This is a genomic window from Ruegeria sp. AD2(2025), from assembly GCF_056542385.1.
Map to the genome: position 1 here is coordinate 171056 of NZ_JBQFZS010000005.1, position 24882 is coordinate 195937.

The 24882-nt window shown below is 63.5% G+C and carries 28 protein-coding genes; 16 read left to right on the forward strand and 12 right to left on the reverse strand.

The window, feature by feature from the left end:
• Positions 1-50: 50 nt before the first annotated feature.
• The 7 genes from ACR1XV_RS12650 to ACR1XV_RS12680 are packed head-to-tail and all read right to left on the reverse strand — an operon-like array spanning position 51 to position 4739.
• Entirely contained in the window at positions 51-326 is a 276-nt protein-coding gene (locus ACR1XV_RS12650; protein ID WP_480531806.1) for a hypothetical protein, read from the reverse strand.
• Positions 323-928, reverse strand: a complete 606-nt coding sequence (gene plsY / locus ACR1XV_RS12655; protein WP_480531808.1) for a glycerol-3-phosphate 1-O-acyltransferase PlsY — start codon at positions 926-928, stop codon at positions 323-325. Before plsY ends, ACR1XV_RS12650 begins: the two co-directional genes overlap by 4 nt.
• Entirely contained in the window at positions 928-2208 is a 1281-nt protein-coding gene (gene pyrC, locus ACR1XV_RS12660) for a dihydroorotase (protein ID WP_480531810.1), read from the reverse strand. The genes plsY and pyrC overlap by 1 nt, the downstream gene beginning before the upstream one ends.
• Positions 2205-2591 carry a hypothetical protein gene (locus ACR1XV_RS12665; RefSeq protein WP_480531812.1) on the reverse strand — a complete coding sequence of 129 codons (387 nt, stop codon included), beginning with the start codon at positions 2589-2591 and terminating at the stop codon, positions 2205-2207. The genes pyrC and ACR1XV_RS12665 overlap by 4 nt, the downstream gene beginning before the upstream one ends.
• Positions 2576-3100 carry a hypothetical protein gene (locus ACR1XV_RS12670; protein WP_480531814.1) on the reverse strand — a complete coding sequence of 175 codons (525 nt, stop codon included), beginning with the start codon at positions 3098-3100 and terminating at the stop codon, positions 2576-2578. The genes ACR1XV_RS12665 and ACR1XV_RS12670 overlap by 16 nt, the downstream gene beginning before the upstream one ends.
• Positions 3097-4032, reverse strand: coding sequence for an aspartate carbamoyltransferase catalytic subunit (locus tag ACR1XV_RS12675; protein ID WP_480531816.1), 936 nt, complete (start codon positions 4030-4032; stop codon positions 3097-3099). The genes ACR1XV_RS12670 and ACR1XV_RS12675 overlap by 4 nt, the downstream gene beginning before the upstream one ends.
• A gap of 59 nt (positions 4033-4091) precedes the next feature.
• The gene (locus tag ACR1XV_RS12680) at positions 4092-4739 is read right to left on the reverse strand and encodes a scavenger receptor class F, member 2 (protein ID WP_480531818.1); all 648 of its coding nucleotides are present in this window, start codon (positions 4737-4739) and stop codon (positions 4092-4094) included.
• A 73-nt stretch (positions 4740-4812) separates the two neighbouring features.
• Here ACR1XV_RS12680 and ACR1XV_RS12685 point away from each other — a divergent pair, with 73 nt between their 5' ends.
• From ACR1XV_RS12685 to ACR1XV_RS12710, 6 genes are all read left to right on the forward strand, one after another.
• Complete coding sequence (locus ACR1XV_RS12685) at positions 4813-5580, forward strand: uracil-DNA glycosylase (protein ID WP_480532069.1); 768 nt, start codon at positions 4813-4815, stop codon at positions 5578-5580.
• Positions 5577-6176 carry a metallophosphoesterase family protein gene (locus ACR1XV_RS12690; protein ID WP_480531820.1) on the forward strand — a complete coding sequence of 200 codons (600 nt, stop codon included), beginning with the start codon at positions 5577-5579 and terminating at the stop codon, positions 6174-6176. Before ACR1XV_RS12685 ends, ACR1XV_RS12690 begins: the two co-directional genes overlap by 4 nt.
• Entirely contained in the window at positions 6173-6793 is a 621-nt protein-coding gene (locus ACR1XV_RS12695) for a LysE family translocator (RefSeq protein ID WP_480531822.1), read from the forward strand. Before ACR1XV_RS12690 ends, ACR1XV_RS12695 begins: the two co-directional genes overlap by 4 nt.
• A gap of 6 nt (positions 6794-6799) precedes the next feature.
• On the forward strand, positions 6800-7342 hold the full coding sequence (moaB, locus tag ACR1XV_RS12700; protein WP_480531824.1) for a molybdenum cofactor biosynthesis protein B: 543 nt from the start codon (positions 6800-6802) through the stop codon (positions 7340-7342).
• 104 nt (positions 7343-7446) lie between these two features.
• Positions 7447-8898 carry an efflux RND transporter periplasmic adaptor subunit gene (locus ACR1XV_RS12705; RefSeq protein WP_480531826.1) on the forward strand — a complete coding sequence of 484 codons (1452 nt, stop codon included), beginning with the start codon at positions 7447-7449 and terminating at the stop codon, positions 8896-8898.
• 5 nt (positions 8899-8903) lie between these two features.
• Entirely contained in the window at positions 8904-12305 is a 3402-nt protein-coding gene (locus ACR1XV_RS12710) for an efflux RND transporter permease subunit (protein WP_480531828.1), read from the forward strand.
• On the opposite strand, the gene ACR1XV_RS12715 is transcribed toward ACR1XV_RS12710, so the two are convergent.
• Complete coding sequence (locus ACR1XV_RS12715; protein ID WP_480531830.1) at positions 12285-12719, reverse strand: NUDIX hydrolase; 435 nt, start codon at positions 12717-12719, stop codon at positions 12285-12287. The genes ACR1XV_RS12710 and ACR1XV_RS12715 overlap by 21 nt on opposite strands.
• Positions 12720-12724: 5 nt before the next feature.
• Complete coding sequence (locus ACR1XV_RS12720) at positions 12725-13537, reverse strand: protein-disulfide reductase DsbD domain-containing protein (RefSeq protein ID WP_480531832.1); 813 nt, start codon at positions 13535-13537, stop codon at positions 12725-12727.
• Positions 13538-13685: 148 nt separating this feature from the next.
• Between ACR1XV_RS12720 and ACR1XV_RS12725 the strand changes: the two genes are divergently transcribed.
• On the forward strand, positions 13686-14240 hold the full coding sequence (locus tag ACR1XV_RS12725) for a YqgE/AlgH family protein (protein WP_480531834.1): 555 nt from the start codon (positions 13686-13688) through the stop codon (positions 14238-14240).
• On the opposite strand, the gene ACR1XV_RS12730 is transcribed toward ACR1XV_RS12725, so the two are convergent.
• Entirely contained in the window at positions 14237-15184 is a 948-nt protein-coding gene (locus ACR1XV_RS12730; protein ID WP_480531836.1) for an L-threonylcarbamoyladenylate synthase, read from the reverse strand. The genes ACR1XV_RS12725 and ACR1XV_RS12730 overlap by 4 nt on opposite strands.
• A gap of 133 nt (positions 15185-15317) precedes the next feature.
• Here ACR1XV_RS12730 and ACR1XV_RS12735 point away from each other — a divergent pair, with 133 nt between their 5' ends.
• From ACR1XV_RS12735 to ACR1XV_RS12765, 7 genes are all read left to right on the forward strand, one after another.
• Complete coding sequence (locus tag ACR1XV_RS12735) at positions 15318-17021, forward strand: acyl-CoA dehydrogenase family protein (protein WP_480531838.1); 1704 nt, start codon at positions 15318-15320, stop codon at positions 17019-17021.
• Complete coding sequence (locus ACR1XV_RS12740) at positions 17021-18067, forward strand: MBL fold metallo-hydrolase (protein ID WP_480531840.1); 1047 nt, start codon at positions 17021-17023, stop codon at positions 18065-18067. The genes ACR1XV_RS12735 and ACR1XV_RS12740 overlap by 1 nt, the downstream gene beginning before the upstream one ends.
• 4 nt (positions 18068-18071) lie before the next feature.
• On the forward strand, positions 18072-18524 hold the full coding sequence (locus ACR1XV_RS12745) for a DUF6173 family protein (RefSeq protein ID WP_480531842.1): 453 nt from the start codon (positions 18072-18074) through the stop codon (positions 18522-18524).
• Between the two features lie 63 nt (positions 18525-18587).
• Complete coding sequence (locus ACR1XV_RS12750) at positions 18588-20426, forward strand: glycerophosphodiester phosphodiesterase family protein (protein ID WP_480531844.1); 1839 nt, start codon at positions 18588-18590, stop codon at positions 20424-20426.
• On the forward strand, positions 20413-20967 hold the full coding sequence (locus ACR1XV_RS12755) for a hypothetical protein (RefSeq protein ID WP_480531846.1): 555 nt from the start codon (positions 20413-20415) through the stop codon (positions 20965-20967). Before ACR1XV_RS12750 ends, ACR1XV_RS12755 begins: the two co-directional genes overlap by 14 nt.
• Positions 20968-21035: 68 nt before the next feature.
• Complete coding sequence (locus ACR1XV_RS12760) at positions 21036-21170, forward strand: aa3-type cytochrome c oxidase subunit IV (protein ID WP_480531848.1); 135 nt, start codon at positions 21036-21038, stop codon at positions 21168-21170.
• 23 nt (positions 21171-21193) lie between these two features.
• Positions 21194-21826 (forward strand): hypothetical protein, encoded by a 633-nt coding sequence (locus ACR1XV_RS12765; protein ID WP_480531850.1) that lies wholly within the window; start codon positions 21194-21196, stop codon positions 21824-21826.
• On the opposite strand, the gene ACR1XV_RS12770 is transcribed toward ACR1XV_RS12765, so the two are convergent.
• Together ACR1XV_RS12770 and ACR1XV_RS12775 are read right to left on the reverse strand one after the other, a co-directional pair.
• Positions 21815-22147 carry an AzlD domain-containing protein gene (locus ACR1XV_RS12770; RefSeq protein WP_480531852.1) on the reverse strand — a complete coding sequence of 111 codons (333 nt, stop codon included), beginning with the start codon at positions 22145-22147 and terminating at the stop codon, positions 21815-21817. The two genes, ACR1XV_RS12765 and ACR1XV_RS12770, sit on opposite strands and share 12 nt — an antisense overlap.
• Positions 22144-22854, reverse strand: a complete 711-nt coding sequence (locus ACR1XV_RS12775) for an AzlC family ABC transporter permease (RefSeq protein WP_480531854.1) — start codon at positions 22852-22854, stop codon at positions 22144-22146. Before ACR1XV_RS12775 ends, ACR1XV_RS12770 begins: the two co-directional genes overlap by 4 nt.
• Here ACR1XV_RS12775 and ACR1XV_RS12780 point away from each other — a divergent pair.
• Positions 22853-23794: a formate dehydrogenase accessory sulfurtransferase FdhD gene (locus ACR1XV_RS12780; RefSeq protein ID WP_480531856.1), complete on the forward strand. Its 942-nt coding sequence runs from the start codon at positions 22853-22855 to the stop codon at positions 23792-23794. The genes ACR1XV_RS12775 and ACR1XV_RS12780 overlap by 2 nt on opposite strands.
• 111 nt (positions 23795-23905) lie before the next feature.
• On the forward strand, positions 23906-24859 hold the full coding sequence (locus tag ACR1XV_RS12785) for an AEC family transporter (RefSeq protein ID WP_480531858.1): 954 nt from the start codon (positions 23906-23908) through the stop codon (positions 24857-24859).
• Positions 24860-24882: the final 23 nt, after the last annotated feature.

Consider the following 24882-nt stretch of genomic DNA (forward strand, 5'->3'; position numbering starts at 1 on the left):
TCACGTTCAAAACAATCAATTGTGAATGTGTATCCGCGAAGGGCGTCTGTTCATCCCTGCACGTCCGGCCTCAGCGCCAGCACAAAGGCCGACACCTTTTCGGCGGGCATTTCGCAGGGGCGCAGCAGCGCTCCGCTGGCTTGCGTCAGATAGAGGTTGAGGCTGACATAGTCCGGCCCGCCCATCTGGTGCGCGACCAGCTTGTGTGACTTTCCACCGGCCATGATCTGGTGCGACACCACATAGCGTCGATGATCGGTGGTGCCGGTGAACGTCCCGGTCGGCAGGTCTGCCAAAGCGCGTGCGACGCGATCCGGCAGGCTCACGATTTTCCGATTTTGGGCTCGGTTCCGGCCTTGATGCGGGCCAGATTGGTGCTGTGCCGCCAATAGACCAGCAGCGTCAGGATGATCCCCAGCACGAAGGTGCGGCCATCGGTCAGCACCATGATCCATGTGGTCGACAGCGCCGCCGCCGCCAGCGCGCCCACCGACGAGATGCGCCAGATCGCAGCCGCCGCCAGCCATGTCACGCAGCAGGCCAGCCCGACGCGCCAGTCCAGCGCAAGCCAAAGACCCAGAAACGTGGCGACACCCTTACCGCCCTTGAATCCCAGCCAGACCGGAAAGCAATGGCCCAGAAAGGCCGCAAGGGCCGCGATCTGTGCCGCGTCCTCGCCGGCCATCGCCCGCGCCAGTAGCACTGCGACCGCCCCTTTGGCCGCATCCAGCAGCAGGGTCAGCACGGCGGCCCCCTTGTTGCCGGTCCGCAGCACATTGGTCGCGCCGATATTGCCCGAGCCGATATTGCGCAGATTGCCCAGCCCCATGACGCGCGCGATGACCATGCCGAACGGGATCGACCCGATCAGGTAACCCAGCCCGGCCCACAGGATCAGCTGGGTCATGGCGCTTTCGAAAAGGGGCATCAGGGTCTCCGGTATACTTCCTGACCTGCGACATAGGTCGCGGTGACCTTACCCTGCATTTTCTGCCCGTCAAACGGAGTGTTCTGCGATTTCGATTTCAGCGTGAACCGGTCCAGCACAAAAGGCACATCCGGGTCGAACAACACCAGATCGGCGGGCGCACCGGCGGCCAGACGGCCCGAAGCCAGCCCCAGCCGTTTCGCCGGGTTCAGCGCCATCGCGCGGAACAGGGTCGGCAGGTCCAACTGGCCCGCATGATACAGCCGCAGCGCCGCGGGCAGCAGCGTCTCAAGCGCCACCGCGCCCGAGGCCGCCTCTTCAAACGGCAGGCGCTTGCTTTCCTCGTCCTGCGGGGTGTGCATCGAGCTGATGGTGTCGATCAGACCGGTGCGGACGGCCTCGATGACGGCCAGCCGGTCATCCTCGGACCGCAGCGGCGGCTTGACCTTGAAGAAGGTCCGGTAATCGGCCACGTCCAGCTCGTTCAGCGTCAGATGGTGGATCGAGGTCCCAGCGGTGATGTCCAGCCCGTTGCGTTTGGCGCGCTCCAGCGCGGGCAGCGCGCGGGCGGTGGTGATCTGGTCGGCGTGATAGGCCGCCCCGGTCATCTCCAGCAGCGCGATATCGCGGTCCAGCCCCATCCGCTCGGCCATGGGCGAGACGGCGGGCAACCCGTAAAGCGCGGCGAACTTGCCGCTGGTGGCGGCGGCCCCGGCGCTCAGTCCTGGCTCCTGCGGGTGGGCGATGACCAGCGCGCCGCAGGATTTGGCATAGGTCAGCGCGCGCGAGAAGACTTTGGTGTTGGCGACCACATGGTCGCAATCGGTGAAGGCCACCGCGCCTGCGTCCTGCAAAAAGCCGATCTCGGTCATCTCGCGCCCGTCACGGCCCTTGGTCAGCGCGGCCATCGCCAGCACATGGACCGGCGCATCCGCCTGCGCGCGGCGGGTGGCGAATTCCAGCGTTTCGGGCGTATCGACGGCGGGCAGGGTATCGGGCCGCGTGACGATCGTGGTCACACCCCCGGCTGCCGCGGCCAGCCCGGCGGATTTATAGCTTTCCTTGTGCCGCTCACCGGGTTCGCAGACCTTGACGCCGATATCGACAATGCCCGGCGCCAGACAATGACCGCCGCAGTCGACCACGTCGGCGGCGATATCCGGCGCATCGCCGGTGCCGGTCGCCACGATACGACCCGCTTCGGCCTGCAGCCAGCCGGTGGTGTCAGTTCCGGCTTCGGGGTCGATCAGTCGGGCATTGGTGAAAAGAGTAATGCTCATGGCAGCGCCCTTTCGATGGCGGTTTTAGTGGCGGCGGGGTCGGCCTGATATTTGATCAGGTGCTTGTCTCCGCCTTTGGTGACGATCTGGACGAAACTGCCCAGCGTTTTGACGGTTTCGATCTGGTTCAGCGGCACTTTGCGCGGGCCGGGGCCGGTGAGGGTGGTGTCGGACATTTCCCACCCTGCGGTCAGTTCTTCCGAGGCCAGATACCAGGCGCGCACCGCAATTGCGGCCAGACCTGCCGGGGCACCCGTCCAGACATAGGGGTTGCCGATCAGCCAAAGCACCAGCATCGCCCCGGCCATGCCCGCAGCGGCCAGCCAGGCGTTGGTGCGGATATAGGCGCTCTTGTCGGGGGTAAAGATCACAGGATCAGCCACAGCGCACCTCCGACGATCAGGGCCATGGCCACGGCAAATATCGCCGCGCCCACCCTCTGCGCGGTTGCCCGCACGGCGCGGGGCGGGGTCTGCGGGGCCGAGAACGGTTTGGCGCTTTCGGTGTCGATGGGCGGGCCGGTCCAGCTGGTGGCCTCTTCTGTGAACAGGCCGATCAGACGCAGACGCGGATCGGGGGATAATGTGGCGGCGCGGTCGCCAAAGGCCGCGCTGCGCACCGCCATCACCCAGCCGTCAATCGCCCCCAGTCTTGCTCGGTCCAGCTGGTCTGGCGAGACGTCGCAGCCCTCGCTGAGATAGCCGGACAGACCAAGATCTTCGAGGTCCGCGACCGGGAAGGTGTCGATCTGTTCAGGATCCAGACCGTCAACCCCCAGAACCTGATCGGCAGCGCCGGGTTCGCGCAGGAATTTGGCCTCTTCGGGGCGCATATCCAGTGCGAACAGGCGGATCACGCCGCGTTCATGGGGGGCGACAGTCAGATCGCTCATGCGGCAACGCGCAGGTTTCGGGCCAGCAGGTCCATCGCGGCCATGCGGACGGCGACGCCCATCTCGACCTGTTCCTGAATGACCGAGCGGTTGATGTCATCGGCCAGCGTGCCGTCGATCTCGACCCCGCGGTTCATCGGGCCGGGATGCATGACGATGGCGTCGGGCTTGGCCAGCGCCAGCTTTTGGGCATCCAGACCGTAGCGGTGATAATACTCACGCTCGGACGGGATAAAGCCGCCATCCATCCGCTCTTTCTGAAGCCGCAGCATCATCACGACATCGACGTCCCTGAGGCCCTCGTTCATGTCGTCGTAAATCTCGGCCCCGAAGTCAGCGAACTGGCCGGGCACCAGCGTCGGCGGGCCGATCAGGCGGATGCGGTTTTCCATCTTGCCCAGCAGGATCAGGTTTGACCGCGCTACCCGGCTGTGGGCGACGTCGCCGCAGATGGCGATGTTGAGCCGTTGGATGCGCCCCTTGGCGCGGCGGATCGTCAGCGCGTCCAGCAGCGCCTGCGTCGGGTGTTCGTGCCGCCCGTCGCCTGCGTTCAGCACGGCGCAGTTGACTTTCTGCGCCAGCAGATCGACCGCGCCGGAATGCGGGTGGCGCACCACCAGCAGGTCGGGATGCATGGCATTCAGCGTCATGGCCGTGTCGATCAGGGTTTCCCCTTTCTTGATCGAACTGGCCTGCATGGCCATGTTCATCACATCCGCGCCCAGACGCTTGCCGGCCAGTTCGAAACTGGCCTGCGTTCGGGTCGAATTCTCGAAGAACATATTGATCTGGGTGAGCCCCGAAAGCACATCCGAGTGTTTTGTCGATTGGCGGTTCAGGTCGACATAAGTCTCGGCCAGATCCAGAATAGCGACAATATCGGATTGTGACAGATGCTCGATGCCAAGAAGGTGACGATGGGCGAAACGCATGGGCGTGCTCCTGTCTGACAGTCGCGCCGCTTATAGGAGCGTGCCCCGGCAGGGGCAACCTAAGGGGGCTGCGATATCTGGCCCTGAGGCAGTTTTTCGCACCCGCCCTCGGGCAGGCAGCGTTCGCCGGGTTTGCACCAGCGGGCATTGCCGCAATCGACCGCTTTGGCGGGCACACATCCGCGCGTTTTTGAACATTTGAAGCCGGGGCGGCATTGCGATCCGGTCTCCTCACACAGGAACCATCCGGGGCGGGAACATCCGCCCCCCGGCAGACAGGCCGAGCCGGGCCCGCAGCGTTGGCCGTCGGCGCATTGCGCGGGCGGGGTGATATCCGGTGCGGGCGAGGGATTCGGCCTTGTCCGCTCGCACTCGCCGCGTCCGTTGCAGAAACTGTCGCCGGGGCAATCCAGCCGTGATCTGCACGTGTTCGCCCCCGCAGGGGCACAGCGCGCGCCACCCGCCACGCAGCGTTCGAACGGGCCGCAGGTGCGCCCGCCGCCGCAATAGGTGTGACCGGGGGGAATGCAGCGTCCATCAAAGCTACAGCGCTGGCCTGCGGGGCAGCATCCGCGCCCGCATTGCAGCTGACCGGGGCGGCATTGCCCGGTCCGGTCCAGACGGTTCGCCTGAACCGGGTCGCTGACAAGGGTCAGCAACAGTCCGATGGTCAGGATTCGCAAGGCCAGCAGCATGAATACCCGCATGGTTGGCCCGTTGGCGCGCTGTGGCAAGGTCTATTCGCTTTCCCTCGGTCAAAAGCTGGTTAGATTGAGTGCCATGGAATCGGGCTTGGACTATCATACCGCGCGGGCGCTGCTGGATTGGCAGATCGAGCTGGGCGTGACGGATGCGATCGGCGACGCGCCGGTCGACCGCTACGCCTTGCCCGACAAGGCACCGAAGGCGAAAAAGCCTGCGGCCGCGCAGGTGACGCCAGAGGCACCGCAGAAGGTCGATCCGGCAGAGGTGGCGCAGCACGCCGCGAAAGCGGCCGGGTCGCTGGCGGAATTGCGCGCGGCGATGGACGCGTTTGGCCTGTGCGATCTGAAACGCGGCGCAAAGCAACTTGTGTTTGCCGACGGCACCCCCGGCGCGCGGGTGATGATCATTGGTGAGGCTCCGGGCCGGGATGAGGACCGCGAGGGCAAGCCCTTTGTCGGACGCGCCGGGCAGTTGCTGGACCGGATGCTGGCCGCGATTGATCTGGACCGGCGCGAAAACGTCTACATCACCAATGTGCTGCCATGGCGGCCTCCGCAGAACCGGGACCCCAAGCCGGAAGAGATCGGCATGATGAAGCCGTTTCTGGAACGCCACGTAGCCTTGGCCAAGCCCGAGGTTCTGGTGGTGATGGGCAATATCAGCTGTCAGGCGGTGCTGGGCAAACGCGGCATCACGCGGCTGCGCGGCAACTGGGATCAGGCGCTGGGCCTGCCGGTGATCCCGATGTTCCACCCCGCCTACCTGCTGCGGCAACCGCAGATGAAACGGCAGGCTTGGGCCGATCTGCTGGAGCTGAAAGCGCGGCTGGGGGCCGGGGCATGAGGGTTCTGGCTTTCTCGGACCTGCATCTGGCGCGTAACCGGGCCGCTGATCTGGTCGCTGCCAGCGCGCAGGCCGATCTGGTCATCGGGGCCGGGGATTTCTGCAACGGGCGGCAGGGTCTGGACGAGGCGATGGGGATGCTCTCGGGCATTGCAGCACCCATGGTTCTGGTCCCCGGAAATGCCGAAAGCGCCGAGGAGCTGACCGCCGCCGCACCTGACGGGGCGCATGTTCTGCACGGGACAGGCATGACTCTGGACGGCTTGCGCCTGTTTGGTCTGGGCTACGGTGTGCCGGTAACGCCCTTTGGGGACTGGTCCTGCGACCTGACCGAGGCTGAGGCCGCCGAGCTGCTGGATCGTTGCGAGGCTGCGGATGTCCTGATCGTGCATTCTCCGCCGAAGGGGCACGGGGACACCACGTCGCAAGGCGTGTCCGTGGGATCGGTCGCGGTGCGGGACGCGGTGGAACGGCTTCAGCCGGGTCATGTCTTTTGCGGCCATATCCACGACAGCTGGGGCTATCGCGGCACGATCGGGCGCAGCCAGATCGCCAATCTAGGCCCCAAAGTGCATTGGTTCGAGGTGGACACATGATCGACACGGTCACCCTTCTGGCCTTCATCCCCGCCGCGATGGCGCTGAATTTCACACCGGGCGCGGATATGATGTTCTGCTTTGGGCAGGGCTTGCGGTCCGGTGCCCGCCCGGCGCTGATGGCCAGCGCAGGTGTCTCGGTCGGCCTGATGGTGCATGTTCTGCTGGCAGGGCTGGGGCTGGGCGCGCTGGTATCTGCGCTGCCGTGGCTGTTTGATGTGATCCGGTGGATGGGCGTCGCCTATCTGCTCTATCTCGCATGGGGGGCAATCCGAAACGGAGCGGTTTCGGGCGATGCCCCCACCAAGCCCACGCATTTCGCCTTTCGCGACGGGATGATCGTGAACCTGACCAATCCCAAGGTGATCCTGTTCGTGTTGGCCTTCATCCCGCAGTTTGTCGATCCCGCGCAGGGCTCGGTTCTGGTGCAATTCCTGATCTTCGGCGTGATCATCGCGCTGGGCGGTTTTGTGGTGAACGGGCTGGTGGGATTGTTTGCAGGCGGGGCCGGGCGGTTGCTGATTTCAAACCCGCGCGCCTCGCGCATCATGGGCTGGGTGACCGGAGGGATTTTTACCGCCCTCGCCATCCGGCTTGCCATTATGGAAAGGGCCTGACGCCTTATGTCACGCATTGATGAAAGCATGGAGTTCATCCCCGTCCGCATCGCGGTTCTGACCGTGTCGGACACACGCTCGCTGGCCGAGGACCGCTCGGGTCAGACGCTGGTGGATCGGATCGAAAAGGCGGGACACTCGGTGGCGGATCGCAAGATCATTCAGGACGAACGTGTCCAGATTGCCGACCAACTGCGCGTTTGGGTGGCCGATCCAGACATTGACGTTGTGATCTCGACCGGCGGTACCGGTCTGACGGGTCGCGACGTGACGGTTGAGGCGCATCGGGATGTCTATGAGAAGGAAATCGAGGCCTTCGGCACCGTCTTCACCATCGTCTCGATGGAAAAGATCGGCACCTCTGCCGTCCAGTCCCGCGCCACGGGCGGTGTGGCAGGCGGCACCTATCTGTTTGCGCTGCCGGGCAGTCCGGGGGCCTGCAAGGACGCCTGGGACGCGATTCTGGAAAAACAGTTCGATTATCGCCACCGCCCCTGCAATTTCGTGGAAATAATGCCCAGATTGGACGAACATCTGCGACGGAAGTAGACTGGGTCTGCGTTCAACACATCATAACCGCTTTGTGGCTTGGCATTTTTAGTGGCCCGGCTACCTTTGCGGAAGGCAGCTTGTGCGACCAAAGGTGACGACCGATGCGATTTCTGCGGCAAAGCCTTGTTGGGGTGTTTCTGGCGTTTCTGACGCTGGGCCTTCTGGTCGTGGCCGCTCAGATGATCTCGGGCGCGGTGCAGGATGTGCTGACGCGGGACGAAAAGCCCCCTCAGGCCCGAGAGCGGATTTTTGCGGTCAGCGTCCGGACCGCCGAGGCGGAAACTGTCACGCCCTATCTTGAGGCGTTCGGTCAGGTGCAAAGCCGCCGCCGTCTTGAACTGCGCGCAGCGCTGGGCGGGCGCGTCGTATCGCTGGCTGAGGATTTCGAGGATGGCGGCACCGTGACCGCCGGTGAGCTGTTGGTCGAACTGGACCCCGCCGATATGCAATCGGCGCTGGACCGCGCCAAATCCGACCTGCTGGATGCTCAGTTTGAAGAACGCGATGCCGAACGCTCATTGCTGCTGGCACAGGATGAGTTGAAATCGGCCGAAGCTCAGGCCGAGCTGCGCGACCGGGCGCTGCAGCGACAGCTGGATCTGCAGGAACGCGGCGTCGGTGCGGCGGCCAGCGTGGAAGAGGCCGAACTGGCCGCCACATCGGCCCATCAGGCCATCGTGGCGCGCAGGATCGCGCTGGCGCAGGCCGAATCCCGCGTGGATCAGGCCACCACCCTGCTGGCCCGCGCCCGCATCGCGCTGGACGGGGCCGAGCGTGATCTGGAAGACATGACGATCCATGCCCGCTTTGACGGCACCCTGACCGAGGTCACGCTGGTTGAAGGTCGCCTTGTCGCCGCCAACGAAAAGCTGGCCGAACTGGTCGACCCCAACGCGCTTGAGGTCGCGTTCCGCGTCTCGACCGCGCAATTCGTGCGGTTGCTGGACGCGCAGGGTGATCTGATTGCGGCCCCTGTTACTGTGTCGCTTGAGGTTACGGGTACCGACCTGACGGCCTCGGGCCGGATCAGCCGCGACAGCGGTGCAGCGGGCGAAGGGCAGACCGGGCGTCTGATCTACGCCCGCCTTGACGACGCGTCGGCGTTCAAGCCCGGCGATTTCGTCACCGTTTCGATTGAAGAACAGCCGCTGGACAATGTGGTGCGTCTGCCATCCTCGGTTCTGGATGCGGCGGGCAATGTTCTTGTGCTGGGCTCCGATGATCGGCTGGAGCCGCTGGCCGTGCAACTGATCCGCCGTCAGGGCGATGAGGTTCTGCTGCGCGGTGACGGTCTGGAAGGCCGCGAGGTGGTGATCGGGCGCACGCCGCTGCTGGGTTCGGGCGTGCGGGTCCGGCCCTTGCGGGTCGAGGCCAGCGCCGAAGCCGCAGACATGGTCGAGCTGTCGGATGAAAAGCGTGCCCAGCTTGTGGCGCAGGTCGAAGCCAGCGAACGTATGCCCAAGGCGCAGAAGGCCAAGGTTCTGGGCCAGCTTGGCGCGCAGAAAGTGCCCGCAGCACTGGTCCGCCGCCTTGAAAACCGAGCCGGGGGGTAAGCGCCATGATCCGCGACATTCCCAACGCGGCGGGCGGTATCCTCAGCTACTTCACCCGGCACCGGACGGCGGCCAATCTGCTGCTGCTGGTCATGCTGGTGCTGGGCGTCGCCGCGATCCCGAACATGCGGGCGCAGTTCTTCCCTGACGTGATCTTGGAACGCGTCGATGTGGATGTCGAATGGGATGGCGCAGGCCCCGAGGATGTCGATAACGGCATTATCCAGTTGCTGGAACCCGCGCTTTTGGCGGTCGAAGGCGTGGCCAGCACCGAATCCACCTCCCGCGAAGGCTCGGCCCGGGTGCGGCTGGAGTTTGAGCCCAACTGGGATATGTCCCGCGCCGTCGAAGAGGTGCGCACGGCAGTCGACGGCGTTACCAACCTGCCCGCAGACGCCGAAGAACCCACGATCCGACGCGGGGCGTGGCGCGACCGCGTCACGGATGTGGTCATCACCGGCCCCATCGAGGCCGAGCAACTGGCCAAATTCACCGACGAGCTGATCAGCCGCCTGTTCGCAGTCGGCGTCACGCGCACCACCATCCGGGGTCTGGCCGCCCCGCGCGTGGTGGTCGAGGTGCCTACCGCGCAACTGATCGCCAATGACATATCGCTTTCGGATATTGCCGAGGCCATCGCCGCCGAGGTTACCGCAAATCCCGCGGGTGATGTTACCGGGGCGAATGCCCGTATCCGCACAGGCACGGAAAAACGCACCCCGGAAGAGATCGAAGGCATCGCCCTGCGCAACTTCGCCGATGGTTCAAAACTGGTCGTCGGCGATGTGGCGCAGATCCGGGTCGAGGGTGTCACCCGCAATCGCAGCTATTTCGTGGGCGACAACCCGGCCATGTCGATCCGCGTCGACCGTTCTAATCTGGGCGACGCGATTGGCATCCAGCATTCGGTCGAGGATGTGGTGGCCGAGATGCAGGCCAGCCTGCCCGAAGGCATCACCGTTGAACTGATCCGGACCCGCGCGCAGGCCATTACCGACCGTCTGGATATTCTGGTCGATAACGGTCTGGTGGGCCTTGGGTTGGTGGTCTGCCTGCTGTTCCTGTTCCTCAATGCCCGCATCGCGTTTTGGGTGGCTGCCGGTATTCCGGTCGCAATGTCGGCGGCGATTGCGCTGATGTATCTGGGCGGGCTGTCGCTGAACATGGTGTCGCTGTTCGGGCTGATCATCACGCTGGGCATCGTGGTTGATGACGCCATCGTTGTGGGCGAACACGCCGATTTCCGCGCCCGCCGTCTGGGTGAAGCCCCGATGGTGGCCGCCGAACGCGCCGCCCGCCGGATGGCGATGCCGGTGTTCGCCGCCACCGTGACCACGGTCATCGCCTTCTTTGGCCTCACCGCCATAGGTGGCCGGTTCGGTGAGTTGATCCGAGACATTCCCTTCACCGTTATCGCCGTCCTGATCGCGTCGCTGATCGAATGTTTCCTGATCCTGCCCAACCACATGGCCCATGCCATCGCGCATTCGGCCAAGGAACACTGGTACGACTGGCCCAACCGCGTCGTGAACAAGGGCTTCCGCTGGGTGCGTGACCACCTGTTCCGCCCGCTGGTCGCCTGGGTGGTCTGGGCGCGTTATGTGGTGGTCGCTCTGATGGTGGTCATTCTGGCCAGCCAGATCGCGCTGTTCATCCGGGGTGACGTGAACTGGCGGTTCTTCAACGCGCCTGAACGTGGCTCGGTCACTGGCAACTTCATCATGGTCGAAGGAGCCACCCGCACCGAGACGCTGGAAATGATGCGCATGGTCCAGCAGGCCACCGAGGAACTGGGCCAGATCTACGAAGAACGCCACGGGCGCAACCCCATCGAATATGTTCTGGCAGAGGTCGGAGGCTCGGCCGGGTTCGGATTGCGCGCCGCCGATGGCAAGGATGACGACCTGCTGGGCGGCATCTCAATCGAGCTGATCGATGCCGATCTGCGCCCCTATTCCAGTTTTGAGTTCGTGGGCGAGTTGCAGGATTTCGTGCCCCGTCATCCGAAGGTCGAATTGCTCAGCTTCCGCGGCTGGCGCTCGGGGCCGGGTGGGGACGCGATTGACGTGCAGTTCTACGGCGCGGACGTGAACACGTTGAAATCCGCCTCGGAAGACCTGCAGGTCGCGCTGTCGAAATACACCGAGGTGTCAGCGCTCGAGGACAATCTGGCCTATGACAAGGAAGAGTTCATTCTGGACCTGACCGCGCAAGGCGAGGCGCTGGGCTTCCGTATCGAAACGCTGGGCCGGGTGCTGCGCAACCGCCTGAACGGGATCGAGGCCGCAACCTTCCCAGACGGTCCGCGCAGCGCGGAAATCCGGGTGGAACTGCCCGAAGGCGAACTGACTGCCGACTTCCTGGAACGCACGCTGATGCGCACGCCCGATGGGGTTTATGTCCCGCTGGCCGATATTGTCTCGGTCGAACGCAAGTCGGGTTTCTCGACCGTGCGACGCGAAAATGGCCTCCGGGTGATTTCGGTGAATGGTGATATCTCCGAGGATGATCCGGCGCAGGCTGCCGAGATCGCCCGTGCCATGCGGGAAGAAATCCTGCCCAACATCGCTGCCGAACGTCAGGTCGAATGGCGCATGGCAGGTCTGAGCGAGCAGGAGGATGAATTCCTGACTGAGGCCCGCACCGGTCTGATCCTGTGTCTAACCGGTATCTATCTGGTTCTGGCATGGGTCTTCGCAAGTTGGACGCGGCCCTTGGTGGTCATGGCGATTATACCCTTTGGCCTCGTGGGGGCGATCTGGGGGCATTACCTTTGGGGCGTGCCGCTGAGTATGTTCACCGTTGTCGGCCTGCTAGGCATGACGGGGATCATCATCAACGACTCGATTGTTCTGGTGACGACCATCGACGGATACCAACAGGAACGCGGGCTGGTGCCGTCGATTGTCGAGGGCACGGCAGACCGGTTGCGGCCCGTGATGCTGACGACGCTGACCACCGTGCTGGGGCTGACGCCGCTTATGTATGAAAGCTCGCAACAGGCGCAGTTTCTGAAGCCGACCGTGATCACTCTGGTCTATGGTTTGGGCTTTGGCATGGCCCTGATCCTGCTGCTGGTGCCCGCGTTGCTGGGTATCCTGAACGATGTCTCGCGCCCGATGACGTCGATGCGGCGTGCCCTGCGCGCGCCGGATCGGGTGGTGCGCAATGCCGTGCGCGCGACGGCTGCGGCGCTGGCGGTCTGGCTGGCGGCGACGATGCTGTGGCCGGCTGTGACCGGGGCACCCTTGGCAGTGCTTTCCGGCTTTTACCCAGCCGCCGAAGGTCCGAGTATTTTGCAGATGGGTTTCGGCGTTTTCGCCGCCGGGGCAACCGTGATCCTGTTGCTGGGTGTGCTGCTGTCCAGCCTGCTCTATGCGCGCCTGTCAGGTCGGGCCGAGGCCTGATCGGGTGATCGCAAGCCGCAGCAGGTCGGGCACCCGGTCGCTCATCGGAAGACTGCCGGTGATGATCTGATCCACCGGAAACCACCGCGCATCCCGCGCGTCATCCGCCGCAATCGGTGTGCCCGAGACATAACGGCAGGCGACGCCCACAAGCAGGTAATGCGCCCGCACCTGCCCATCATCCCCCCGCAGCAGCAGGTCGAGATTGTCGAGATAGGTCACAGGGTCGGCAATCACACCGGTCTCTTCCCGCAACTCGCGGGCGGCGGCGTCCAGAACGGTTTCGCCCCATTCCACATGGCCGCCGGGAAACCCCCACAGCCCCGCATCGGGTTGCTTGTTGCGCTGAACCAGCAGCACTTGGCCGTCGTGAAGGACAACGGCCAAGGCACCGATCTTTGGGGTCTGATTCATCCCGGTCAGCCTGCGCTGCACCCCTGAATATCGACCGCGTGGTTTGCGCCCAGAACGGTGATCCGCACCTCGGACCGATCCAGCGCAAAGGGTCCGCCCGAGGCGCTGATGACCTCGGAGCTGGCAACCAATGTGTTACCCTGACGATGCGTTTCGGGCTGTGATGCCCAGAGCGTCGGGTTGCCCGGTTCGATCACGGCGAACTCGGCCCCGCCCGCCGAGGGCATGGTGATATGCGCCTCGATCTGCATCCCGTCGGCGGTGGGCGTCAGACGGCAGGTCGCGTTCGCCACGCCGGCCTCACGCTCGGAAAACGGGCGCTGGGCGAGGGCTGCGGCGATGGCCGGGTTGCGTCCGGCCTCGGCGTCCAGCGTATGATCGAAATCCAGCTGACCGGGCACGCAGACATCCTTGCAGACGCCCAGATCCATCTCGCCGCGCAGGCGCACAGGTTTGGCGGGGTTCTTGGGCGTGATCTCGACCGGCAGAACCAGTTGATCCTCATATCCGACCGACCGCAACCCGTTCTGGTCAAACACGCTGGGCGCGGGCCATGTGATCGCGATGTCCGCGATATTGCCGGACCCGTTCCAGTCAAACTGCGGCGGAATGCCCGCATCGCCCGGCGCGCGCCAATAGGTTTTCCAGCCGTCTTTCAACGTCAGGCGCAAGGCCCCCTGATAGGTGCCGTTGGCGGTCTTGCCGCCATCCAGCACTTCAAGCTGCACAAGATTGCCAACCCCCTGCGCGAGGGCGGGGGCTCCAAAACAAAGACTGGCGGCAAGGGCCGCTGCGGCGGGTTTGCAAAGCGTTTTCATAGCCAGAACATGCGCATTCCGGAGGTGAATGCCAAGTCACGTTCCGGTCACCCGGCTGAAATGCACGGAAATGCGGGCTGATCCCTTGCTATTCCCGGTTCCGCAGGGTCATTCTAGGGTCAACCCAGAACGCAAGAGATGTCTGCTGATGGACCTTACGGGAAAACTGTTGATTGCGATGCCCGGCATGGGTGACCCGCGATTCGAGCATTCGGTCGTCTATATCTGCAGCCATGGTGACGATGGCGCGATGGGGCTGATCGTCAACAAGCCCTCGGACCTGCGGATCAAGACCCTGCTGGAACAGCTCAACATCGCCTGCACCATCCCTGTTGTCGGGGAACGGCTGGTGCAGTTCGGCGGACCGGTCGAGATGTCGCGCGGTTTTGTCCTGCACAGCGCGGATTACGATGCGAACCTGCATTCGATGCAGATCACAGATGATTTCAGCATGACCGCGACGCTGGATGTGCTCGAGGATCTGGCCTCAGGCAAGGGTCCGCTGAATTCGATGCTGACGCTGGGCTATTCTGGCTGGGGGCCGGATCAGCTTGAGGATGAGATCGCCATGAATGGCTGGCTGACGACCGAGGCGTCGTCGAAATTGGTCTTCGACGTGCCCGATGATGAGAAATGGGAAGCGGCTTTGGCCACCCTCGGGGTCGATCCGTTGACGCTCTCGGCCAGCGCAGGCCGCGCCTAGTCGCGCGGCGCGGCGGCGCGGCGCAGGCGGTCGTTGATGGCCGCGCCCAGCCCGTGATCGGGAATCGGAGACACCGCAATCGGGCGACCAATTTCGTTAAGCTTATGCAAGGCTGCGAATAGATTGGCGGCAGCCTCGGGCAAGCTGCCCGTTTCGGACAGGTTAAGGTCACAATCGACCGGGCCAAAGCCCAGCAGCACCTCATCCCCTTGGCGCGTGTTGCCGTTCAGGCGCACGGGCGCATCCGGCGCATAATGGGATTGCAATTGCCCCGGCGCGGTCAGCAACTCACCGGGCTGGTGATGGTGAAGCTCGGTCTGCAGAACGTCCTCGATCTGTTCCAGCGCAACACCACCCGGTCGAAGCAAGGCAGGGGCACCGGCCAGTCCGACAATGGTGGATTCAAGCCCGACGCCACAGGGTCCATCATCCAGAATGGCGGCAATGCGCCCATCCAGTCCTGCCCGGACATGGGCCGCCGTGGTGGGGCTGATCTGACCCGACGGATTCGCCGAGGGGGCCGCCACCGGGCCATCAAACGCCGCCAGCAGCGCGCGGGCGGTGGGATGTGCGGGCACGCGAACAGCCAACGTCTCCAGCCCAGCCGTGACCAGCGAGGAGATCCCATGGCCTTCCCGCAGCGGCAGGACCAGCGTCAGGGGGCCGGGCCAGAAAGCCCGCGCCAGTTGCTCGGCCTGATCGGTCCAGTTCACGAACCGTTTCGCGGTCTCGACCGAGGCGACATGCGCGATCAGCGGGTTGAAACTGGGTCGCCCCTTGGCCTCATAGATCGCGGCGACGGCCTGCCCGTTCCGCGCGTCACCGCCCAGGCCATAGACCGTCTCGGTCGGGAAGGCGACCAACTGGCCCTGCCGCAGCAGATCGGCGGCATGGGCGATGCCATCGGGGTCTGCCGATAAGTCGTGGGTGCCGAGAAAGGTCATAGGTCGTGACGCCGCGTTTTGGTTGCGTGATGATCCGGTCACGGTAGGTAATCGTGCCAGCCCAGATGAATACCGGCGTGGGGCCGGGATTCCAACCCCACGCACCGAACATGCCAGAACCCAGAGGGAACCCATGCCCTATCGCGCCCCGATTTCCGATTATGAATTCCTGTTCCGCAACGTGATCGGTTTTGACCAGATCACCGCGACCGAGAAATTTTCCGAGGCGAGCGCGGATGTGGTCAGCGCCATTCTGACCGAAGCCGGGAAGATGTGCGAAGAGGTCATGGCTCCGCTGCAGCGCCCCGGCGATCTGGAACCCGCGCGGCTGGAAAACGGCGTGCTGCGGACCTCTCCGGGCTATGCCGAAGGCTGGAAGGCGATTGCCGAAGGCGGCTGGATCGGGATGAGCGGTGATCCCGAATATGGCGGCATGGGCCTGCCCATGACCATGACGACCGCCGTGAACGAGATGATGAGCGCCGCCTGCCTGTCGCTGCAACTGGCCCCGTTGATGACGCAGGGCCAGATCGAAGCGCTGGAGCATCACGCGAGTGACGAACTGAAGGCGCTCTACCTGCCCAAGATGATGGCCGGCGAATGGTCGGGCACCATGAACCTGACCGAAGCGCAGGCCGGATCGGATGTGGGGGCGCTGACTTCGAAGGCCGAAGACAATGGCGACGGCACCTATTCGGTCACGGGGCAGAAGATCTACATCTCGTGGGGCGACAATGATTTCTGCGAAAACGTCTGCCATCTGGTTCTGGCACGTCTGCCGGATGGTGTGCCGGGAACCAAGGGGATTTCGCTGTTTCTGGTGCCGAAATTCATCCCCGACGAAAACGGTAATCCCGGGGTGGCCAATGACCTGAAGGTGGTCTCGCTGGAACACAAGATGGGCCTGCATGGCTCGCCCACCTGCGTGATGCAGTATGACGGGGCCAAGGGCTGGCTGGTTGGTAAAGAGCATGGCGGCATGGCGGCGATGTTCACGATGATGAACAATGCGCGTCTGGGCGTTGGCGGCGAAGGCGTTGGCGTGGCCGAAGGGGCCTATCAACACGCGCTGGCTTATGCGTTGGAGCGGAAACAGGGCAAGACGCCCTCGGGCACCATCATCGACCACGCGGATGTGCGACGGATGCTGATGTCGATGCGCGCGGATGTATTTGCGGCGCGGGCGATCATGCTGGCCAATGCTGCCGCGATCGACATGGCGCAGGCCACGGGTGAGGCCGATTGGGCGGCGCGGGCCGCTCTGCTGACCCCGATCTGCAAGGCTTTCGGGACCGAGACCGGTATGCGCGTCTCCGAGACCGGGGTTCAGGTGCATGGCGGCATGGGCTTTATCGAAGAAACCGGCGCCGCGCAGTATTACCGCGATGTCCGCGTGACTGCGATTTATGAAGGCACCAACGGCATTCAGGCCATGGACCTCGTGGCGCGGAAGATGATGGACGGGGGCGAGGCGGCCTCGAACCTGCTGGACGAAATCGAGGATCAGGCCGAAAAAGCCCGCGCCACGATGCCGGAACTCGCCGGTCCCGTGTGGGAGGCCACCGAGTCCCTGCGCGAAGCGACCGAATGGCTGGTGGCACAGTCGGACATGAACAACCGGTTCGCCGGGGCCGCCGCCTATCTCAGGGCCTTCGCGCGGGTTCTGGGCGGGCATTATCACCTGTCGGCGGCATTGGCCGACCCCGATGGCCCGCGCGCCAAGCTGGCGCGGTTCTACATCAACGCGCTGCTGCCGGAACATACTGGCCTGCTGGCGCAGGCGCAGAACGGGGCCGATGACCTCTATGCGCTCAGCGCCGAAGAGCTGGCGGTTTGATGGACGGCGAGGGAGCTCAGGTGATGCGCTACCCATGGGCCGAACCGCCCGCGCCGGGTGAGTGGACGCAGGTCGTCGAGGGGGTTCTGTGGATCAGGTTGCCTCTGCCCATGGCGCTGGATCATGTGAATGTCTATGCGCTGGATGATGGCGATGGCTGGACCGTGGTCGATACCGGGCTGTCCTCGAACAAGACGCGCCGCATCTGGCAGTCGCTGATCGAGGGGCCTTTGGCGGGCAAGCCCGTCCATCGCGTGGTCGTGACCCATCACCACCCCGACCATGTGGGCAATGCGGGCTGGTTCCAGTCCGAGCATGGCGCAGAACTGGTCACCAGCCGCACCGCATGGCTATTCGCCCGCATGCTGACGCTGGATGTGCAGGAAAACTGGCCGCAGGAAACGCTGAACTACTACCGCAGCGCCGGGATGGACGCGGATGTGCTGGCCGGTCGGATGGCCGAGCGTCCGTTCAATTTTGCCGACACCGTCTACCCCATGCCGCTGGGCTTTACCCGGATCAAGCAGGGCGATGTCTTCCGCATGGGTGGGCGCGACTGGGACGTGCATATGGGCAATGGCCACGCGCCTGAACATTGCACCTTCTGGAGCCGCGACGACAATCTGGTGCTGACAGGCGATCAGATCCTCAGCTCGATCAGTTCCAACCTCGGCGTTTACGCAACCGAGCCGATGGCTGATCCCGTCGCCGACTGGCTTGAGGCCTGCGAGCGTCTGCAACCGCTGGCCCGGCCCGATCATCTGGTTCTGGGCGGGCACAAACTGCCCTTCACCGGCTTGCCGATCCGGATGCGCCAGTTGATCGACAATCACCACGGCGCTCTGGACCGCCTGCTGGCCGATCTCGACCAGCCCAAAACCGCTGCCGAGTGCTTTGCCCCGTTGTTCAAGCGCCAGATCAAGGGCGGCGAATACGGTCTCGCGCTGGTCGAGGCGGTTGCACATATGAACCATCTCTACCACATTGGAGCTGTCACCCGGACGCGCCGCGCGGACGGGGCGTGGGCGTATCAGCGCAAAGGGTAAAGCGATGCAGGACCAGATCGAAACCTCGGCCGAGGCCGCAGAATCCGCAGCTTTGCCACGTTGTTACGAGGTCCACGCCAACCCAGAGACCGCCTCGGGCAACAAAGATCTGCCCAAGCCCTTGCAAAAACCGGTTGAGACCAAAAGCCCGGCGCAATGGGCCTATGAGCGGCTGATCATGTACATTCAGAATTTCGAGAAGACGCTGGACGGTGACCACGAGGTCGCAATGGGGTTCACTGGCGGCGACGCGGGCGTGATGCGGATCGAGGGCATGGGCTACTTCGATCCCGATATCATCACCTTCTATGGCTCGGACGGCGGCGGGGCCAAGACCCAACTGGTGCAGCATGTCAGCCAGCTGAACGTGATGCTGCGCGCGCTGCCCAAGGTGGTCGAGAACAAACCGGCCAATCGCATCGGTTTCCGGCTGGCAGCGGATCTGGAAGAAAGCTGACGCCACGCTTGCAATTCATGTCTGCGCAGCCTTGAATGAGAATGACATTCAAGGGGGTGCCGCGTGACCAATTTCTCAGCCGTTACAACCGCCTATCGCGGCGCATGGGCCCGGCGGCGTGTCTTTGTGCCGATCTATCTGGCAGTACGGCTGCTGCTGGTGGCCCTGATCGCACCGGGCGTGGCGATCGCGGTTAATCTCGCGGTATCGCTGTCGGATCAATCGGCGCTGACCGATCAGGATATCGCCATGTTCCTGCTGTCGCCTGCAGGCTTCATCGCGGCGGTTGCGGTGCTCAGCCTGTTCCTGCTGGCCGAGGTCTTTGTCTTTTCCGTCATGGCCGGATCGCTGCGCATGGGTGAACGCGACCCGTGGCGCGCGGGCAGCGCCTCGATCCGGTTGATCCTGACACGGATACCTGCGCTTTTTTCGTTTGCCGCCCGGTTTATCCTGCGCGTTCTGGTGCTGGCGCTGCCCTTTGTGGCGGTGGCGGGGCTGATCGCATGGTGGATGCTGACGGAATACGACATCAACTACTACCTCACCTTCCACCCGCCCTCTTTCTGGGTCGCGGTGGGGCTGATCGGCCTTGTTGTTCTGTGCCTCGCCTGGGTTCTGATCCGCAGGCTCTCGGCCTGGGCGCTGGCGCTGCATCTGGTGCTGTTTGAAGGGGCCAAACCCGCCGAGGCGTTTCTGATCAGCGCAGAGCGTATGGAAGGCCGGCGCGGGCGGCTGAAAATCCAACTCGGCCTCTGGCTTGTGCTGCGCGTTGTGATCGCCGCGTTTATTGCCGCCGTGGTCGGGGTGCTATTTGACCTCATTCCGCTGGAACAGGGCACCAATCTGCGGTTTGCGCTGATCCTCAGCCTGATTGTTGCGGGCCTGTGGTCGCTGGCCGGGCTGGTGCTGGCGGCCATTGCGCTGGGCGCGCTGGCGGTACTGCTGGATGGCTTCTTCGATACTGTGGGACGAGAGGTGCCGCATCCCGAACCGGGCAACCTGCGCGCGCCGCTTTATGCCGTGGTGGGTGGGGCCGCCGTTGCGGTTCTGATCGGCCTCTGGTCCGGGCAGGAACTGCTGGAGCGTATTCAGGCCCCGGATCATGCGGATGTCATCGGCCACCGGGGCGCGGCAGCGATCCGTCCCGAGAACACCATGGCAGCGGTGGTCAAAGCCATCGAGGACGGTGCCGACTGGGTGGAGATTGACGTGCAGGAAACGGCGGATGATGTGGTCATCATCGCCCATGACAGCGATTTCATGAAACTCGCGGGCGTGCCGCTCAAGGTCTGGGACGCAACGATGGAGGATGTGGCCGAAATCGATATCGGCAGCTGGTTTGACCCGCAATATGCCTCGGAACGCACGCCCACGCTGCGCGATGTGCTGGCGGCCGCCAAGGGCAAGTCCAAGGTAATTATCGAGCTGAAATACTATGGCCATGATGTCGATCTGGAAAACCGCGTGGCTGCGATTGTCGAAGAGCTGGACATGCAGGATGACATCGCCACCATGTCGCTGAAATACCCCGCGGTGCAGAAGATGAAAGCGCTGCGTCCCGACTGGCGCGCCGGGGTTCTGGCCGCGACCGCCGTCGGCGATCTGTCAGGGTTGGATGGTGATTTCGTTGCTGTGAATGCGGCGACGGTGACGCCGGGCCTGATCCGCTCGGTTCATGAGGCGGGCAAGGATATCTATGTGTGGACCGTGAACGATCCGCTGCAAATGTCCGCGATGGCCTCGATGGGTGTCGACGGGCTGATCACCGACCGCCCCGCGATGGCCCGCGAAGTGCTGCGTGTCCGCGCTGAAATGGGCCCGGGTGAGCGGATCATGCTGTGGCTGGCGACGACCTTCGGGATGTCGGTCGATACCTCGGAAATGCGCGATGAAAGTCCTTAGATATGCCGCCCTGCTGGCCGGTTGTGCGCTGCCCGCCACCGCGCAGGACCTGATGCGCGGCGTCGAAATGCCCGCGCATCGCGCGCTGATGGCCAAGGCCGGCGACGCCGAGTTGACGCCGTTTGAAACCGATGGCTGCTCGGGCGGGTTGTCTTCAAGCTGGCGGCTGGTGGCCGAAACCTTCCCCAAGTTCAGCCTGCTCTATGAGGCGCATCCGCCTTGGGAATACTGCTGCGTCACCCATGACCGTGCCTATCACAATGCAGGCAACGCCACGCAGGCGGATACCAGTTTCGACGCCCGCCTCGCCGCTGATGACGCGCTCAGGGCCTGCGTCGCAGCCCATGGCGAAACCCAGGCCGAAGACTATGCCGAACGCTATGACATGACGCCGGACCAGATACGCTCGGTCCATTCGATCACGTCCGAGGCGATGTTCATGGCCGTCCGCTTTGGCGGTGGCCCCTGCAGCGGGCTGCCGTGGCGCTGGGGGTTCGGCTATCCGGGATGCACAATCTTTGACCCGACTGCGCGCGAATGACGTCGTGACAGGCCCGGAATTTTGCATTATCCAACATTTCAAACACGCGAATTGGGATTCTGAGACACATGGCTGATCACAAGCACGGCGAAATGGACATCACCGTTCAAACCAAGACCTTTGACGGGTTCGTCAAGTTCACCACATGGTGCGTGGTGGCGATTGTCTTCCTTTGCATCTTCCTGGCCGTCTTCGCAGCGTAACATCGTTCCGAAGCGCGTTTCCTTTGTTCAGGATATTGATAGCCTGCCTGCTGGCACTGACTGTCGCAGGCTGTGCCGGGTCGCAGCGCCCGCAGGCTGACCCGTCTGAGATCGTAGCCCGATCCTATCGTGACCCGGGGCCTTCGACGCTGACGCTTTACACGATGATCAACACGCGCACCGGATCGGGGGCGCATACCTCGTTGATGATCAGCGGCAGTGAGCGGGTGATATTCGACCCCGCCGGGTCGTTCCGGGCCGATGTGGTGCCGATCAAGAATGACGTGCTGTATGGCATCACCCCCAATGTCGAACGCGCCTATCGCAGCAGCCACGCGCGCGAGACGCATTACGCCCGCATCCAGACCATCGAAGTGACCCCGCAACAGGCCGAGGTTGCGCTGCAACTGGCCAAGCAGATGGGTCCGGTGGCCGGGGCCTATTGCGCCAACTCGACCGCGCAGTTGTTGCAGCAGGTGCCGGGGTTCGATCAGATCAGCACGACCTTCTACCCGGTGAAACTGTCGGATCAGTTCGGTCAGTTGCCGGGCGTTGTTACCACCGAATACCGTGAGAATGACAATGCCGATCTGCAGCAGGGTCTGGCTGAGAACAACGCCCGCCTCAACCAGTTGGAAGCGGCCTCAACCAACTAGGTAGAGCAACCCATAGAGCGTGGCAGCCCCTGAAAAGATGGCTGCCAGCACGTTCTTGGTGATCACGCCAATCCCCAGCGCCACTGCCGCCGCCGCCATGCGCGGCAGGTCCGGCTGCCCGTCGGTGGCCGAGGGCCAGACCACCAGCGGCGCGATCAGGGCTGGGATGATTGCCACCGCTGTATAGCGCAGATGACGCAGCAGCCAGGGCGGCATCGGGCGGTCCCCGACCAGACCGATGAAGGTAAAGCGCAGAAGATAGCTGCCCACGGCCAGCCCGACGATGATGATCCAGATGGTGGTTGGGGTGATCTGGGTCATGGCTTGCTCCGCTCGAACATCAGTTCCGCCTGCGCGCCCGCGATCATCCCCGCCGCGCCTGCAATCAGCAGGCCCAGATTGAACGGCACCGCGACGGTCAGCAGGGCCACTACGATGGCAACTAGCGCGGCCACCACATGGGCCAGCGTGCGCATCATCGGCCCGATCATGGCCAGAAAGGTGATCGGCAGGGCGAAATCCAAAGCCCAGCTTTCGGGGATTTGCGCCCCCAGCACCGCGCCCAGATATGTGCCCAGAATCCAGAGCGGTGTGATTGGCGTCACCGAGCCCAGGAAATAGACCATCCGCTGGGGCACGGTCATGCGTGGCTCTTTTTCGAACTGCACGATGGAACAGGCGTAGGACTGATCCACGATCAGATAGGCCGCACAGGCCCGCTGCCACAGCGGGGCCGCCCCCAGATAAGGCGTCAGCGAGGCCGAATACATCGCCACCCGCAGGTTCACCGCCAAAGCCGAGATCAGCACGATCACCGTCGGCGTGTTGTCCTGCAGCAGTTGCAGCGCGGTGAACTGCGCCGCCCCTGCAAAGACGGTCGCGGAAAAGGCCATGGTCTGGACCACGTTCAGCCCGGCCTCAGTGGCGAAGACGCCGAACAGTAGGCCAAAGGGGACGGCGACAAAGACAAAGGGCGTCCCGTCGCGAAAACCTTTCCAGAAGTATGACTTGGATGTGGCAGAGGCCATGGCTAAATCCTATGGTGACCGCAGCAGCAGTAGCCGTCTTGGGAAAGGGTTGCAATTGGCCACGGAAATCGACCTGTCCGACTATCTCATCGCCCCCGATCCCGGTGCCGCGCGTCTGACCCGCGCGGTCGAGGGCGTGGACCAGAATGGCGAGGTCAGCCAGATCTCGGTGGTCGAGGAACGCCCGCTGACGATTTTCCTGAACGCGCAGGAAATCGTGACCGCGATGACCATTGGCGACTATCCCGAGTATCTGGCGCTGGGGTTCCTGCGCAATCAGGGGATGCTGCTGGCGGATGATGAAATCACGCGGGTCGACTATGACGACGATCTGGAAACCGTGGTCGTGCGGACTGCGCGCGAAACCTCGTACGAGGACAAGCTCAAGAAAAAGACCCGCACCAGCGGCTGTGCCGTGGGCACGGTCTTTGGCGACATGATGGAGGGGCTTGAGGATGTTCGCCTGCCGCAAACGCAGGTCCGAACCTCGTGGCTCTATGATCTGGCGGCCAAGATCAACCGCACCCCGTCGCTGTACCTTGAGGCCGGGGCGATCCACGGCACAGTGCTCTGCCGCGAGAACCGACCTTTGGTCTATATGGAAGACGTGGGCCGCCACAATGCCGTCGACAAGATCGCAGGCTGGATGCTGTCCGAGGGGGAAGGGGCGGCGGACAAGATCCTCTATACCACCGGGCGTCTGACCTCGGAAATGGTGATCAAGACCGCGATGATGGGCATCCCGGTTCTGGCCTCGCGCTCGGGCTTCACCGCCTGGGGTGTCGAGATCGCACGCGAGGTCGGTCTGACCCTGATCGGCCGGATGCGCGGCCAGCGGTTCGTCTGCCTGTCGGGCGAGGATCGGCTGCTGCGCGACATCGACCCGGCAACGGTTCCGGTCGAGGATAAAAAGCACAAACGCAAAAGCGCCCGCCCCTGATCTGCCAGCGCGCGAAAGCAGCGCTTAGAAAATTTCGTGATTTCTGATAGATGTAGGCACCAAGGTGATACGACTATCAGGAAAGCGGGCCGCGTCTGCCCCAAGCGCAACATGGAACTCATCAACCTCATAGCGCCGGTCTTTGCGGTGATCCTCACGGGCTACGTGTTCTCGTGGACCAAATTGCTGAGCGAGGACACATCGGACGCGCTGGTGCAATTTGCGGTCTATGTCCTGATCCCGGCCATCATGTTCTATCTGATCGGGCAAGAGGAATTCGCGAACCTTCTGAATTACGGCTTCTACATCGCCTATGGCGGCACGCTGCTGGCCCTGTTCATCGTTTTGTTCTTCATCCTCAGGGCCATGACTGGGTTTCACGCCGGATCGGCCACCGTCGCGGCCTTTGCCGGTGTTGCGTCGAATACCGCGCTTGTGGCCCTGCCGATCCTGCACGCGATCTTCGGTGCCAAAGGGGCCTTGCCGGCGGTGCTGGCCAATCTGGTCGTGGCGATCTTGCTGCTGATCATGACCACGACGCTTGAAACCACCGCTGGGCACAAGGCCGGGGTGCGGACACCGATCCACAAAATCCTGCTCAACGTCCTGAAGAACCCGATCATCGCGGCAACCCTGCTGGGTGTGGCCTATTCCGCGACAGGTCTGGGCTTTTCGGACGCTGTGTCAGACTATCTTGAGCTTCTGAGCGGTGCTTTGGCCGCAGTCGCGCTATTTGCGATCGGGTTTACCACCAGTGTGCGGACGATCGTGCAAACCGGGCCGCTGATCCTGTTTCTGACCGTGGTGAAACTGATCGTGGCGCCCGGGCTTGTGCTGCTGGCGGCGCATCTGATCGGGCTTGATCCGTTGTGGACCATTGCGGCGACGGTCTCAGCAGCCGTGCCGACAGCCAAGAATATCTTCCTGCTTGCCAAGCACTATGATCAGGAACCCAAGCTGGCGGCTCATATCGTGTCGATGACATCGTTCCTGTCGGTCGGAACCCTGATCCTGTGGCTGTTTGTCCTGCACCATCTCTATCCAACCGCGTTTCAATTGAACTGAGTTCGCTCTACAACCGGGCAAGG

Coding starts and splice junctions, on each gene's coding strand:
- ACR1XV_RS12760 (WP_480531848.1), top strand. CDS start 21,036: ATGGCTGATCACAAGCACGGCGAAATGGACATCACCGTTCAAACCAAG.
- ACR1XV_RS12705 (WP_480531826.1), top strand. CDS start 7,447: ATGCGATTTCTGCGGCAAAGCCTTGTTGGGGTGTTTCTGGCGTTTCTG.
- ACR1XV_RS12715 (WP_480531830.1), bottom strand. CDS start 12,719: ATGAATCAGACCCCAAAGATCGGTGCCTTGGCCGTTGTCCTTCACGAC.
- ACR1XV_RS12710 (WP_480531828.1), top strand. CDS start 8,904: ATGATCCGCGACATTCCCAACGCGGCGGGCGGTATCCTCAGCTACTTC.
- ACR1XV_RS12720 (WP_480531832.1), bottom strand. CDS start 13,537: ATGAAAACGCTTTGCAAACCCGCCGCAGCGGCCCTTGCCGCCAGTCTT.
- ACR1XV_RS12690 (WP_480531820.1), top strand. CDS start 5,577: ATGAGGGTTCTGGCTTTCTCGGACCTGCATCTGGCGCGTAACCGGGCC.
- ACR1XV_RS12670 (WP_480531814.1), bottom strand. CDS start 3,100: ATGAGCGATCTGACTGTCGCCCCCCATGAACGCGGCGTGATCCGCCTG.
- ACR1XV_RS12780 (WP_480531856.1), top strand. CDS start 22,853: ATGGCTAAATCCTATGGTGACCGCAGCAGCAGTAGCCGTCTTGGGAAA.
- ACR1XV_RS12785 (WP_480531858.1), top strand. CDS start 23,906: ATGGAACTCATCAACCTCATAGCGCCGGTCTTTGCGGTGATCCTCACG.
- ACR1XV_RS12680 (WP_480531818.1), bottom strand. CDS start 4,739: ATGCGGGTATTCATGCTGCTGGCCTTGCGAATCCTGACCATCGGACTG.
- ACR1XV_RS12755 (WP_480531846.1), top strand. CDS start 20,413: ATGAAAGTCCTTAGATATGCCGCCCTGCTGGCCGGTTGTGCGCTGCCC.
- plsY (WP_480531808.1), bottom strand. CDS start 928: ATGCCCCTTTTCGAAAGCGCCATGACCCAGCTGATCCTGTGGGCCGGG.
- ACR1XV_RS12730 (WP_480531836.1), bottom strand. CDS start 15,184: ATGACCTTTCTCGGCACCCACGACTTATCGGCAGACCCCGATGGCATC.
- ACR1XV_RS12775 (WP_480531854.1), bottom strand. CDS start 22,854: ATGGCCTCTGCCACATCCAAGTCATACTTCTGGAAAGGTTTTCGCGAC.
- ACR1XV_RS12740 (WP_480531840.1), top strand. CDS start 17,021: ATGGACGGCGAGGGAGCTCAGGTGATGCGCTACCCATGGGCCGAACCG.
- ACR1XV_RS12695 (WP_480531822.1), top strand. CDS start 6,173: ATGATCGACACGGTCACCCTTCTGGCCTTCATCCCCGCCGCGATGGCG.
- ACR1XV_RS12685 (WP_480532069.1), top strand. CDS start 4,813: ATGGAATCGGGCTTGGACTATCATACCGCGCGGGCGCTGCTGGATTGG.
- moaB (WP_480531824.1), top strand. CDS start 6,800: ATGTCACGCATTGATGAAAGCATGGAGTTCATCCCCGTCCGCATCGCG.
- ACR1XV_RS12735 (WP_480531838.1), top strand. CDS start 15,318: ATGCCCTATCGCGCCCCGATTTCCGATTATGAATTCCTGTTCCGCAAC.
- pyrC (WP_480531810.1), bottom strand. CDS start 2,208: ATGAGCATTACTCTTTTCACCAATGCCCGACTGATCGACCCCGAAGCC.
- ACR1XV_RS12745 (WP_480531842.1), top strand. CDS start 18,072: ATGCAGGACCAGATCGAAACCTCGGCCGAGGCCGCAGAATCCGCAGCT.
- ACR1XV_RS12675 (WP_480531816.1), bottom strand. CDS start 4,032: ATGCGTTTCGCCCATCGTCACCTTCTTGGCATCGAGCATCTGTCACAA.
- ACR1XV_RS12770 (WP_480531852.1), bottom strand. CDS start 22,147: ATGACCCAGATCACCCCAACCACCATCTGGATCATCATCGTCGGGCTG.
- ACR1XV_RS12725 (WP_480531834.1), top strand. CDS start 13,686: ATGGACCTTACGGGAAAACTGTTGATTGCGATGCCCGGCATGGGTGAC.